This window comes from Psychrobacter faecalis, assembly GCF_016107575.1.
GTDB classification, from domain to species: Bacteria; Pseudomonadota; Gammaproteobacteria; order Pseudomonadales; family Moraxellaceae; genus Psychrobacter; species Psychrobacter faecalis.
On sequence record NZ_JABAST010000011.1, the window covers coordinates 33,740 to 46,238 of the forward strand.

Here is a 12,499-nt window from a genome sequence, read left to right on the forward strand (position 1 = left end):
AGATAGTGCAATATAGCACTATCTGTTTTTTTATCTGTTTACGTTGCTGTGTTTGCGTTGCTGCTTGTTTATAGACGGTATTTTTAAAAGGCTTGTTTTGCAATAAAAGTCGATTAAAATTACCCAACAAACCACGTATCAATAATAAAATAATCCTTCCTCTATCATATGGTCTCATTATGTCTGCTCCAAAACCCTCCCTGCCCAATAAACCCAATGCTGCTGACCGAGTGCGCTCTGCTGATTTGCCCGTTGCATGGATTATGATGCTTGGGCTTATCGTGGCAGTCGGGCCATTATCGATTGATATGTATTTGCCAGCATTGCCATCTATGGCAGAGGATTTTGGCGTATCGACCGCCTTTATGGCCAACTCTGTGCCAGCCTATTTTCTTGGTTTAGTATTTGGTCAGCTGTTTTATGGCCCCTTTAGTGATCGCGTCGGTCGCGTCAAACCGTTATATATGGGCATGATTTTATATGTGATTGCCTCGATTGTCTGTGCGACGACCGATAATGAATACGTATTGTTTGTCGGTCGAACCTTTCAGGCGCTCGGCGCGTGCGTGGGAGCGGTTGTGACGCGTGCGGCAATACGTGACCGCCTGACTGCCAAACAAACCGCCAAAGCTTTTTCTATTATGATATTGGTCATGGGCTTAGCGCCGATATTAGCACCATCGCTTGGTGCTTTATTTTTAAAGTTCTTTAGTTGGCATTCTATTTTTTGGTTTTTGGCGGCTTTTGGGGCGTTAAATTTATTACTGACCAAGTTTTTCTTCTTTGAAACCTTGACTGAAGAAAACCGTAATGTGCGTCCTGCCAAAGAAGTGCTCAGTCAATATTGGGATTTATTAAAAGACCCGACCTTTAACTATCCAGCGATAGGCGGTGGTTTATTAATGGGCGCGATGTTTGTCTATATCAGCTCAGCTTCTGAATTAATCATGGATACCTATGGCGTCTCGGCCACGCATTTTGGTTGGCTATTTGGGATGAATGCGGCAGGGTTCGTAGGTTTGACCCAGCTGAATCAATGGCTGACTAATCGTTTTCGTATTTTAAGTATTCTACGATTTGGGGCAATGATGCAGGTCACCTCAGCCGCCGCGCTATTTGTAACCGGTATTATTTTTGGTACGGATGCATGGTTGCCGCTGGTTTTAGCTTGTATTTTCTTTTGTATTGCGGGCTTGGGCCTGACACAGCCAAACGCCTCGGCGATTGCCCTTGCTTTTCAAAAACGCCGTGCGGGTATGGCCAGTGCTTTGCAAGGCTCGTTGATGTTTTCGGTCGGTATTTTTGGTGGTTTATTATTAAACTTATTCCCTCTTAATCCTGTGTTAAAAATTGGTATTGCACTCTTTGTACTCATGAGTTTGGGGGCGTATTTAATTTGGCAGATAGACCGTGATTTGGATTTGGACACTGCGGAGTGATTGAAGGGTAGCGATGCATAATAGCGCTAGCAGTCGCTAAGCGTTATATGGTAAAATACAGCCCAGCTATTTTTATCATTCAGTATTATTCTGAACTTTCAAATCATAGCTCTATTTTTAAATCAACCCATCAAACAATGACACACACATCATGGCAAAAAATTGCTGGGTGTTTGGCGACTTGATTAATTTGCAAAAAAGTTAGTGCCGTTTCAATAAACGTTAAACATTAACCGTTAGCAAATGCGTGTCGCTAGATAGGCAGTTTTTGTGATGTGGAGGCATAACCCAACCAATAGGAATTTCACATGGCTTCAAACAATCCAACCAAAATCGAAATGCGCGACTTATTACAAGCCGGCGCTCACTTTGGTCACCAAACACGTTTTTGGAATCCAAAAATGGGTCCATACATCTTTGGCGCCCGTAACAAGATTCACATTATCAACTTAGAGCACACCGTAAAAGCGTTTAACGAAGCATTGACTTACGTAAACGGCCTAGCTGCTAAGAAAAACAAAGTATTATTCGTCGGTACTAAACGCGCAGCAAGCGGCGTTATCCGCGAGCAAGCACAACGTGCTGGCATGCCATACGTTGACCATCGCTGGTTAGGTGGTATGTTGACTAACTGGAAAACCCTACGTCAGTCAATCAATCGCCTAAAAGAGCTTGAAAAACAGTCTGAAGACGGTACTTTTGCTAAGCTGACTAAGCGTGAAGCATTAGAGCGTACTCGTGATATGGAAAAACTTGAGCGTTCATTGGGCGGTATCAAAGACATGGGCGGCCTACCTGACGCAATCTTCGTCGTCGACGTTGACCATGAAGCAATCGCTATCAAAGAAGCTAAAAATCTAGGTATCCCAGTTATCGGTATCGTTGATACCAACTCAAACCCAGATAACGTTGATTACATCATTCCAGCTAACGATGATGCTATCCGTGCTGTGACTTTGTATGTAACTTCTATTGCTGATGCGATTATCGCTGGTAAAGAATATGCGCAAACTCAAGCAGGCGGTAAAGCTGACCAAGCACAAGACGCTGAGCAAGCTCCTGCTACTGAAGCTGCAGCTGATGCGAAAACTGAAGAAGCAGCGACTCCAGCAGAGTAATGGCTAAGCGATAAGGTTTAACTTTGTAAGGATGCCTTGATAGTTTAGCTATTAGCAGTCATATAAGGTTATTAATCACATAAAGTTTATGGAAATCTATAATAGGCATGATGTAGTTTTACTCGTCATGCCTTATTATTAACGCGTCGAGCATCACTGACTTATTGCCAGAATGTCAGCGCGTTTAGATATCGTGCACTCCCTTACATAACAATACTCACCTACATCATAAAAGGTAACTCTTATGTCAGAAGTAAAAATATCTGCCAAAATGGTAAAAGAATTGCGTGACCGTACTGGTCTTGGCATGATGGAATGTAAAAAAGCGTTAGAAGAAGCAAACGGCGATGTCGAAGTTGCCATTGATAACCTACGTAAATCTGGTCAAGCGAAAGCGGCTAAAAAAGCAGGTAACATCGCAGCTGACGGTGCTATCATCATCGCTCAAGGTGACAACAAAGCATTCTTGCTAGAAGTAAACTGCCAAACTGACTTCGTTGCAAAAGATGAAAATTTCACTGCATTTGCAGAAAAAGTGGCCAATCTTGCCCTAGAAAACAATGTCACTGACGTTGCTGCTATCTCTGAATTGTCTTATAGCGATGAGCAAACCGTTGAAGAAGCGCGTGTATCTTTGGTACAAAAAATCGGTGAAAACATTCAAATTCGCCGCGTTGAAGTCCTAGAAGGCGCAAACATTGCTGCATACCGTCACGGCCTACGTATCGGTGTGGTCGTATCTTATGAAGGCGGCAGCGAAGAAACTGGTAAAAACCTTGCCATGCACATTGCAGCTTTCAACCCAGTTGCAGTAGATGACGAAAGCGTAGATGCTGATGTACTAGCACGCGAAAAAGACATCATCGAAGCCAAAGCGAAAGAATCTGGCAAGCCTGACAATATCGTTGAAAAAATGATCGAAGGTGGTTTGCGCAAATACCTAGACGAAGTAACCTTACTACGTCAACCATACGTTATGGACAATGAGAAAAAAGTTGGTGACGTATTAAAATCTGAAGGCGTAAAAGTCCTTGGTTTCAAACGTTTAGAAGTTGGTGAAGGCATCGAGAAGAAGCAAGAAGACTTTGCTGCTGAAGTTGCTGCCACGCAAGCGGCGAACAAGTAAGCTTTACATCATAAAAGCACATCGTATAGATATCAAAAAGCCCGTTATTCATCTAACGGGCTTTTTTGTGTCTGTGCATTTTAAAGGTTAATATTAACGTAGTGCTAAATAAGCGGAATTGGCATAGCTGGCGCTGTTGCTATTACTACTGGTACCGTAACTGACGTTTTGCACGCCGCCATTGGTAGTGCCCGTAGCGTTCTTGGCATTCATGGTATTACCCGCTAGCGCTGAGTCGTTCTTATATAAGCTATGATAGCGGCTCATGACGCTTTTGACATAGTTGCGCGTTTCTTTAAACGGGGGTATGCCATTGTATTTATCGACGTTCCCTTCACCAGCATTATAACCTGCCACCGCAAACTCAACGTTATTATTAAAACGTTTCATCAGCCAAGCGATATATTTCGCTGAGCCTTCGATATTATCAGCAGGATTCCACGGATTACTGACATTAAAGCGGCGCGCCGTTGCCGGCATCAGCTGCATCAAGCCTTGCGCGCCAACAGGTGAGCGTGCATTGGGATTAAACGCCGATTCCGTATGCATCATGGCTTTCATAAGGCCAGGATCGATACCATGACGGGCAGCCGAGGCGCGGATATAACTGTCATAAGAGTTACGGCTGCCGCTACTACTCGCCGTGCTGCTACCGTAATCATTGCTATAGCTGCTGCCCGCATTGTAGGCGCTTGAGTCTTTATAGTAGGTGGTTTTTACTTTTTTATTAAATTTATCAAAATTACCGCTAGGATTGACGTTGGTAAGCAGAACTTGTCCGCCCTTGTCTTTATAAATATACATGTTTCCCGCTTGAGCGGCGATAGGCAAGCTAGATAAAGCAATGGCAGAGAGTAAAAGGGGTGACAAGCAGCGCGTCAGTAAAGGGGCAATAGTTATCATAGGTTTATCACTTTTTATTAAGTAAGAGCAAATTGCTTTGCCTATAAGCGCGTAAGGTTGCGCATCAAAGCGGTTATCGCGTCTGTAGGATCTTATAGCGCTCAAATAGGCTATCTACGAATTCACGTCTAACAAAACCACTTGCAATAGATACAAAAAATAATAGTTGCTTACTATAACACAAAATAAGTTTTTGCCACATCTGAATGTGTGCACGCGACGTCAAAAATCCATTTATTTTGTAAAAAAGCTGAATAAAATCAAGATAGTAATAAAGCGAGGGTAGTTAAGCAGTTTATAGCAGCAAGGTTTAAGACTTTGTTTTTGTCATAAAAATGATTAATAGATAACGTTAAAAATGCTAGCAAATATAATTAATGTAGGCGAAAAAAGCCCAGCAAGTAGGATGGGCTTTAAGAGTTTTGAACAGAAGGTAAAACATTTTAAACCGATAAGGCACTGATAAAAATAGGTACCCAAACAGCGGTGACTAAGCCATTGACCGCTAAGCCAAAGGCGGCATAGCGTCCGGCAGTATGGCTGATTTGCCATGCTTCTACGGTGCCAAATGCATGTGCTGCCAATCCTAGCGCGAGGCCTTTGGCGCGGTCGTCATCAATACCGCGAAATAAAAAGCGCGCTAAGGTTCCACCGATTAGACCTGAAACGATAATTATTAAGTTTGCTAATGCCAGCGGTGCTTTAATCAAATCGGCGACGCTCAGACCAATTGGTGTGGTCACTGAGCGGGTAGCAAATGCCAAAATGGTCTCGTGGCTAAGCGAAAATAAATAGGCCAATGACATGGGGAGCAAGGCGCCAACCACGCTCGCCAGTGCCACAATCATGGTTAGCTTTTTAACTGGTAAACCTTTAAAGTTCATCGCCGCCAATGGCACGGCCAATAATACTGTCACATAGCCTAATAAATGATCAAATACCGGTTTTGCCACGCTGTAATAATGATTGTAATCCCATTGTAAAATAAACAAAAACAGCAGTACTAAGACCAAAGCGGTGATAACCATCGGCAACCATGACAGCTTGCGCGCAAGGACACGGGCAATAACGTGGGCGGCCAAGGTTAATGCTATCGCAGCAAGGGTTGCGCTAAACACACTATCAAAACTCATAACGTTGCCTTATTAACAGAGCTTAATGCTGTCCCTTGTGCTTGTTGGTCATATTCATATTGTCATCATGACTGCCATCTGTATTGTCGCTATTATTAAGCGAGCGATTGGCAAGGATAGCCAATCCCCAAAGCGGGATAAGCGTACTGATAATCATAGTCAGCATCACGCCCCAAAACTCATCACCTAACGCAAATAGCAGCAAACCTGCACCGGCAGAAACGGGCAAAAAAGCAAAACCACTATCGACCAGTAAGGTGTTGCTTGCTTGGGTTAACCAATGCGGTAAACCTTTTATCACTCGCCAAACAATTAAAATAATAAACATCGTTAACAGGCCGACGATATTGGCTGCTTTTTCAATGCCCGCCCATTGGCAGACAACGACTGCTAACTCACGAACCACCACGACCATAATCAGCGTCAATATTAGCGCCATCCACAAAGGCGTGTTAGAAGTAGAGGTAGAGCTCATAAGCAATCCTAGCCAAGTCGGGTATAAAAAGGGAAATATGCTAAAAAAGAGAGTTTAATGCCAATGTGTTAACAAAAGCATGTCAATAAAAGCATTTTAGCAAAAGCTGATTATATAGGCAGTAGCCATACTAATAAAGCCTAAGCGCTAATTGCTGCTATTAAGCTGTTGTTAAATGTCTCGTATAGTGAGTGAAAAGTCATATCAATAAATCACGCACTGCTGATATCAATTTTTCTTGCTTGCTGTGGCTGCGCAGACAGAGGCTACAGAAAATTAATATCAGCAATACCGTCGCGTTTTTAGGATATTTTGACTATATAATAAATGTCGATTACCCCTTATATGCCAAAAATATAAAAAAGGACGCCATCATTTGATAGCGTCCTTTTTAACTTCATTCCGATTAAATAACTTTTGACGACGTTATTTAACTTTGCGAATCAGATGCTTCTGTAGCAGAGTTTAACGCTTCAAATTCAGCAAAAGCATCTTCTTCCTCTGCCGTTAAAGAGGCAGCTGCATCAATACTCTCATCTTTTTGCTCAAACTCTTCAAGTATCGGCATTAGCAATGTTGCTTGCGCTAACGGCAATACATCTAACGGCTTTAGATTGGCTTGTCCCAATAGCTGTTTGAGCCTATCGCTTGGCAAGCGAATGGTTAGGCGCTCATGACCGTTATCGTCATAGCTTTCTTCCAAAATCACGCCAAGCTCATACAAGGTGTTTTTAAATTGACCGGCGTTATACGGTAGGGTCAAATCAAAGGTAGTTAAGTTGCCCGTCAATAATTGCTGTACAGCAAGCGACAACTCTTCCATGCCTAGGTTTTGGCGCGAAGAAACATATACCCGATTTGGCTGACCTTCTTTTGCATAGCCAATGTGCGCCGGCTCATCGGTTAAGTCGATTTTATTATAAACATTCAGCACGGGCACATCGTTGTCAATCTCAGCAAGGACGTTTTTTACCGCTTGAATTTGCTCGTGCATGTCTTCGCTCGATGAATCAATGACATGTAGTAGTAAGTCGGCTTCTAGCGTCTCTTCTAAGGTTGCATGAAACGACTCGACCAACTCATGTGGCAAATGACGGACAAATCCCACGGTATCGACCAAAACCACGCGGCCAACTCCTTGCCAGTCAAGACGGCGCAAGGTCGGGTCAAGGGTGGCAAATAATTGGTCGGCGGCATAAATATTTTCATCGACCAAGCGATTAAATAGGGTAGATTTACCAGCGTTAGTATAACCGACGAGCGAGATGGTCGGGACGTCTGATTTTTGCCGACGCGCTCGACCTTGGGCACGGGTTTGGCGTACTTTTTCCAGTTTATTTTTCAACTGATTGACACGCACTTGTAATAAGCGGCGATCCGTTTCTAGCTGAGTTTCACCGGGTCCACGTAGACCAATACCCCCTTTTTGGCGCTCCAAATGCGTCCAACCACGCACCAATCGCGTTGATAGGTGGTTTAACTGCGCAAGCTCAACCTGTAGCTTACCTTCGTAAGTACGGGCGCGCTGGGCAAAAATATCCAAAATTAAGCCGGTGCGGTCAAGCACGCGGCATTGTACCAAAGCTTCGATATTACGCTCTTGCGATGGCGATAAATTATGATTGAAAAGCACAATATCAGCGTCGTATTCGCGCACCAATTCGGCTATTTCTTGTGCTTTACCGCTACCAACGAAATACTTGGCATCAGGACGCGCACGCGAGCCTGTAACCAGTGCCAAGCGATCAGCGCCTGCCGAATCTGCAAGTAGCTCAAATTCATTTAGATCATCGGGATCTTGAATTTGGCGGATGTCTAAATGGACGATAATGGCGCGCTCGCCACCTTCATGTCTTTCAAAATATTCCAAAGAGTATCACCTATTATTAAAGTAGATAAATCGCTATGACCGCTTCAATGAGTATCGATATAGCGTTCATATGACCCTCTATATGTGGTCTTATCATTTGATATTAAAGCGTATGTACGCAATTAGCTACGTCTTTATGTTACAGCGTTTATAGGGAGATATTTTTATCTATAAAAATTTTAAGCTGAGACTATTAACAAAAGCCACTCATAATTCAGTGTACAAGTCATCACTGAGTAAATAAATTTTGTTATACTCATTGCCCTTGTTTACGAGATATAATCATACGTTTTTTAGGCAGCACTCTTTTAAGCATTAAGCTTTTTTAACACTAAGATGTAATAAAGCATTTTTAACCCATAAGTTTTTAATCACGAGGGATACAGATGAGCCAATCTAAGTCAGGCTTTTCACTCAAACAGCAATTAGGTCGCGGCAAACAAATCGCTGGCATGACCACCACCATCGCTGGTGGATTGCGCGCCGCCCAGCGTATCGGTGCCTTTAAACAGCCACCGCGCGAAAAGCTACCGCGCTATATTCAAGCGTTTTGCCGTAAAATGGCAGGCTCGTTTGGCGTGCAGGTGGTGGCAGTCGAGCGCGTAGAGCAGCATCACGGTTTATGGGTGGCTAACCATGTATCGTGGATGGATATTCCGGTAGTGGGGACGCTAAGCCCTGCTTTTTTCTTATCAAAGGCAGAAATTGGCGATTGGCCAATCTTTGGTAAGCTTGCGCATGCCGCAGGGACGGTATTTATCGAGCGTGGTTCCGGTGATGCGGGCACGGTTGCCACCCAAATTGCCAATTTTTTAACCAAAGGTTTTTCGGTTATCTTTTTCCCAGAAGCGACCACCACCGATGGTAAAAAAATCAAACGTATCCACGGCACTTTGCTGCAAGCGGCGATAGATGCTGACGTCCCAGTACGCCCGCTAGTGATTGCATATGTCAATAAAGATGGCACGTTAAGTGAGGCGCTGCCTTATTATGGCAAAATGACGATGAAAGATAGCCTAAAAAAGGTGCTCGATAGTAAAGACGTGACGGCTTTTGTCTTACCGCTTGAGCCGATAGATCCTAAAGGGTTGAGCAAAAGTCAGCTAACCGATTTGTTACAAGCGCATATGCAAGAAGGCTTGGCTGAACTGCATTCGCGGGTTTTAACGAAAGCTGGCAAACCTTAAGCAAGTACAAAACTGCTTGAAAGATAACCGCTTTAATAGAAAAATTAGTAGCAGAAAAGTAGTCATAAAAAAGGCGCCAATCTTAGTCATAAATACTAATGATTGGTGCCTTTTTCTTTGCTATGCAAATACTTGAACGTCAGCTTATTAAAAGCTAAACAATATCAATCTATGACCACGTAATGTTATGGCGACGGATTAGGGTGCTGGGTATGTACCGCCTCAATCGCTTTTAGCACATCTGCGCTTAAGGTGACATTGATACTATCGATATTTGATTGCAGCTGCTCAGTGGTGGTTGCGCCAACGATATTACTAGTGACAAACGAGCGCGAATTGACAAAGGCCAATGCCATTTGCGCCATATCCAAACCGGCTTCGGCAGCGATTTTGGCGTATTGAGCGGTGGCGGCTTTTGCTTCGTCATTGGTATAGCGAGCAAAGCGGTCATACATCGTCAGACGCGCGCCTGCAGGACGTTTACCATCAAGGTATTTGCCAGATAAAACCCCAAAGCCGAGCGGCGAGTAAGCAAGTAAACCAACATTTTCACGATGGGCAATCTCTGCCATGCCAACTTCATATAGACGATTGAGCAAACTATAAGGATTTTGCACCGTGATAGGCGCGATTAAACCATTTTTGTCCGCTTCCCACAGATAACGCATCAGCCCCCAGGCGGTATCGTTCGATAAGCCATAAGCACGAATACGACCTTTCTTGATCTCGTCATTTAGTGCTTGGATGGTCTCTAAAAAAGGCGTCAAATCATCCAGCGACTGCGCTGCCATCTCTTCACTATAACCGCGCTGGCTAAAAAAGTTCGCTTGCCGTTCAGGCCAATGCAACTGATAAATATCAATATAATCGGTTTGCAAACGCTCAAGATTGCTATCGATGGCGCTACTAATATGCGCCGCATTAAAGCGCGTCTGACCATCGCGTAAAAAATCCATCGGTGAGATTTTGCTAGCAAGAATGACCTTGTCGCGCTGTTTGGTTTTATTAAACCACGTGCCCATAAAGCGTTCGGTATCGCCTTGCTTGTCTTTATCAGGCGGCGACGGATACATTTCGGCGGTATCCCAAAAATTCACGCCTGCACTAAGGGCCATGTCCATCTGGGCATGCGCGTCGCTTTCGCTATTCTGCTGCCCCCATGTCATCGTTCCTAAGCAGATTTTTGAGACTTTTTCATTCAGTTGCGGCAGTGTTTGATATTGCATCTGTTTATCCCTGTTTTTATTCTCAATAAGGTTTTATGTTCAAGCCGTTTTTCATACTACATAATCTTGATACCTGTGACGCCCGGCGGGGTGACTTGGAATATTTTTACTTTAAACAGTACCGATTGACCAGCAAGTGGATGGTTAAAGTCGACTTCAACTTCGTCGTCATCGATGGCGCTAATGGTACCGGGCAGGGTGTTTTTGCCTTTATCTTCAAACTCGACCAACATTCCGATTTCAGGATTGTCAGCGACTAAGGCAAATTGGGTGCGGCTAAAATGCTGAATGTTATCAGGGTTCCACTCGCCAAACGCTTGCTCAGGCTCAAGGTGGGCGGTGCGCGTATCGCCAGCACGTAGGTTCATCAGCACTTGCTCAAAACCCGGTAAAAAGCTCTCATCGCCAACGGTCAGCGTCACTGGCTCGTCGCGGTTAAAGGTTGAATCAATCACCGTACCGTTTTCGAGCGATACTTCAAAATGCAGCTTCACAAGGCTGCCGTGGGTGATGCGAATGTCTTCATTAGGGGTGATAAATTGGGAGTCGGTCATAGCAAAGTGTCTTTTATAGAGTAAGGTTTAGAAGATTAATTATAAAAGAGAGTTTAGCATAACCGTCTGCTGTACATGTTCATGTCGCCTGTATGACATGAATTATTTTATCAATACTTCCATAATGGAGATACATCATTAATCGTTAAATGCATCTCATCAAAAGTAATAAATACAGGAGTTTAATAAACTGATATAAGATTGATTGCCATATGGGATGATTAATTGATGAAATTAAGTTGACATTATTTTTCATATTGTATATAAATGTAAAGTTAATATAAGGAACGTAAATATATATTAATAATTGTAATTTAAATAACTTCTGAGATGATTATGAAAAAAGCTATTTTGGTAATTGGAATGTTCGCGTTATTGGCTCAAGGGTGTGCAACTCCACATGTTGTACAAACTAAAAAAGTAAGTGACGTTAATTTGTCTTGTCAGCAAATTCTTAATGAAATAGCAGAAGCTGATGACTTTGAACAAAAGGCACGCGCTGAGCGTAAAGCGACTGGTAAGAACGTAGCAGCAGCAATTTTATTTTGGCCAGCCTTAATTGGTACCTATTCTAATACTGAAGAAGCTATCAATGCTGCAAAAGAGCGCCGCAACAATTTGACTAACTTGTATGAACAGAAAAAATGCCGTTAATACCTTAATGTCTTGTTAGGATATTTTATGGTCAATAAAAAGCTAAGAGTAATGCTCTTAGCTTTTTTTATGAGCGCGGGAAGGTTATATAATGGTCGTTAATAATCATTAAAATCAAAAAGTATACAGTTATGAAAACTAAGCAGATAAATATAAGAAAACAAGGTCATATCAAAAAATGGCAAGACGATAAAGGTTTTGGTTTTATCGAAACTGCGGCGGGCGAGTCGGTGTTTTTTCATGTTAGCGCGTTTAAAGCCCCGCGCCGTCCCGAAATTGGCGAGCAAGTGGTTTTTACAGTAGGGCAAGACAATCAGGGACGCCTGCAAGCAAAGGATGTACAAGAACTCAGCTTTGTACAACAAAAAATGGCGCAAAAGAACAACCAAATCCGGCAGCGTAATCACAAACGCAGCGCCCAAGCAGAATTTGAAACAGGGCAAAAGAAACGCTTGTTCCTTGGTGTTGGATTTTATGGGGTTTTAATTTTATTGGCGGTCATGAATAAGCTAAGCTGGCTAGTGGTTGCTTGGTACGTGATATTAGGCGTCATTACCTATGGCATGTATGCCAAAGACAAAGCCGCTGCCCAAAATGGCGACTGGCGTACGCCTGAGTCAACGCTGCATCTGTTGAGTACGCTTGGCGGTTGGGTCGGTGCGCTGGTCGCTCAAACCTATTTACGTCATAAGTCACAAAAGCCGGAATTTCGTATCGTTTATTATTTGACCGTCATTATTAATTTGGCAGGGTTGTTATTTATTATGGTAAACGGTGGCGACTTAACGGGATTAAAAGCATTGTTCTAAGCATG

The 12,499-nt window shown here is 43.3% G+C and carries 12 protein-coding genes; 6 read left to right on the plus strand and 6 right to left on the minus strand.

Going from position 1 to position 12,499, the window contains the following annotated elements; translation table 11 throughout:
• Window positions 1-179 precede the first annotated feature (179 nt).
• The 3 genes from JFC07_RS05355 (at window position 180) to tsf (ending at window position 3,683) form a co-directional block, all read left to right on the plus strand.
• The gene (locus JFC07_RS05355; RefSeq protein WP_198328511.1) at window positions 180-1,439 is read left to right on the plus strand and encodes a multidrug effflux MFS transporter; all 1,260 of its coding nucleotides are present in this window, start codon (window positions 180-182) and stop codon (window positions 1,437-1,439) included.
• 308 nt (window positions 1,440-1,747) lie between these two features.
• Window positions 1,748-2,557, plus strand: a complete 810-nt coding sequence (rpsB, locus tag JFC07_RS05360) for a 30S ribosomal protein S2 (RefSeq protein ID WP_068403976.1) — start codon at window positions 1,748-1,750, stop codon at window positions 2,555-2,557.
• A gap of 244 nt (window positions 2,558-2,801) precedes the next feature.
• Entirely contained in the window at window positions 2,802-3,683 is an 882-nt protein-coding gene (tsf, locus tag JFC07_RS05365; protein WP_068403979.1) for a translation elongation factor Ts, read from the plus strand.
• A gap of 93 nt (window positions 3,684-3,776) precedes the next feature.
• On the opposite strand, the gene JFC07_RS05370 is transcribed toward tsf, so the two are convergent.
• From JFC07_RS05370 to hflX, 4 genes are all read right to left on the minus strand, one after another.
• Window positions 3,777-4,586 (minus strand): lytic transglycosylase domain-containing protein, encoded by an 810-nt coding sequence (locus JFC07_RS05370; RefSeq protein ID WP_198328512.1) that lies wholly within the window; start codon window positions 4,584-4,586, stop codon window positions 3,777-3,779.
• A gap of 443 nt (window positions 4,587-5,029) precedes the next feature.
• Entirely contained in the window at window positions 5,030-5,719 is a 690-nt protein-coding gene (locus tag JFC07_RS05375) for an LrgB family protein (protein WP_068403983.1), read from the minus strand.
• Window positions 5,720-5,741: 22 nt separating this feature from the next.
• Entirely contained in the window at window positions 5,742-6,194 is a 453-nt protein-coding gene (locus tag JFC07_RS05380; RefSeq protein WP_068403985.1) for a CidA/LrgA family protein, read from the minus strand.
• Between the two features lie 430 nt (window positions 6,195-6,624).
• Complete coding sequence (hflX, locus tag JFC07_RS05385) at window positions 6,625-8,064, minus strand: ribosome rescue GTPase HflX (RefSeq protein WP_068403987.1); 1,440 nt, start codon at window positions 8,062-8,064, stop codon at window positions 6,625-6,627.
• A gap of 386 nt (window positions 8,065-8,450) precedes the next feature.
• On the opposite strand from hflX, the gene JFC07_RS05390 reads away from it, so the two are divergent.
• Window positions 8,451-9,251, plus strand: a complete 801-nt coding sequence (locus JFC07_RS05390; protein WP_068403989.1) for a lysophospholipid acyltransferase family protein — start codon at window positions 8,451-8,453, stop codon at window positions 9,249-9,251.
• Between the two features lie 185 nt (window positions 9,252-9,436).
• On the opposite strand, the gene JFC07_RS05395 is transcribed toward JFC07_RS05390, so the two are convergent.
• Both JFC07_RS05395 and JFC07_RS05400 read right to left on the minus strand, forming a co-directional pair.
• On the minus strand, window positions 9,437-10,477 hold the full coding sequence (locus JFC07_RS05395) for an aldo/keto reductase (protein WP_068403990.1): 1,041 nt from the start codon (window positions 10,475-10,477) through the stop codon (window positions 9,437-9,439).
• Window positions 10,478-10,533: 56 nt separating this feature from the next.
• Complete coding sequence (locus JFC07_RS05400; RefSeq protein ID WP_068403991.1) at window positions 10,534-11,031, minus strand: FKBP-type peptidyl-prolyl cis-trans isomerase; 498 nt, start codon at window positions 11,029-11,031, stop codon at window positions 10,534-10,536.
• 336 nt (window positions 11,032-11,367) lie between these two features.
• Between JFC07_RS05400 and JFC07_RS05405 the strand changes: the two genes are divergently transcribed.
• Both JFC07_RS05405 and JFC07_RS05410 read left to right on the plus strand, forming a co-directional pair.
• Complete coding sequence (locus JFC07_RS05405; RefSeq protein WP_068403993.1) at window positions 11,368-11,685, plus strand: hypothetical protein; 318 nt, start codon at window positions 11,368-11,370, stop codon at window positions 11,683-11,685.
• A gap of 131 nt (window positions 11,686-11,816) precedes the next feature.
• Entirely contained in the window at window positions 11,817-12,494 is a 678-nt protein-coding gene (locus JFC07_RS05410) for a DUF1294 domain-containing protein (RefSeq protein ID WP_068403995.1), read from the plus strand.
• Window positions 12,495-12,499: the final 5 nt, after the last annotated feature.

What these genes read in the sequence shown, in the direction of transcription:
- JFC07_RS05355 (WP_198328511.1), top strand. Translation starts at nt 180, where the DNA reads ATGTCTGCTCCAAAACCCTCCCTGCCCAATAAACCCAATGCTGCTGAC.
- rpsB (WP_068403976.1), top strand. Translation starts at nt 1,748, where the DNA reads ATGGCTTCAAACAATCCAACCAAAATCGAAATGCGCGACTTATTACAA.
- tsf (WP_068403979.1), top strand. Translation starts at nt 2,802, where the DNA reads ATGTCAGAAGTAAAAATATCTGCCAAAATGGTAAAAGAATTGCGTGAC.
- JFC07_RS05370 (WP_198328512.1), bottom strand. Translation starts at nt 4,586, where the DNA reads ATGATAACTATTGCCCCTTTACTGACGCGCTGCTTGTCACCCCTTTTA.
- JFC07_RS05375 (WP_068403983.1), bottom strand. Translation starts at nt 5,719, where the DNA reads ATGAGTTTTGATAGTGTGTTTAGCGCAACCCTTGCTGCGATAGCATTA.
- JFC07_RS05380 (WP_068403985.1), bottom strand. Translation starts at nt 6,194, where the DNA reads ATGAGCTCTACCTCTACTTCTAACACGCCTTTGTGGATGGCGCTAATA.
- JFC07_RS05390 (WP_068403989.1), top strand. Translation starts at nt 8,451, where the DNA reads ATGAGCCAATCTAAGTCAGGCTTTTCACTCAAACAGCAATTAGGTCGC.
- JFC07_RS05395 (WP_068403990.1), bottom strand. Translation starts at nt 10,477, where the DNA reads ATGCAATATCAAACACTGCCGCAACTGAATGAAAAAGTCTCAAAAATC.
- JFC07_RS05400 (WP_068403991.1), bottom strand. Translation starts at nt 11,031, where the DNA reads ATGACCGACTCCCAATTTATCACCCCTAATGAAGACATTCGCATCACC.
- JFC07_RS05405 (WP_068403993.1), top strand. Translation starts at nt 11,368, where the DNA reads ATGAAAAAAGCTATTTTGGTAATTGGAATGTTCGCGTTATTGGCTCAA.
- JFC07_RS05410 (WP_068403995.1), top strand. Translation starts at nt 11,817, where the DNA reads ATGAAAACTAAGCAGATAAATATAAGAAAACAAGGTCATATCAAAAAA.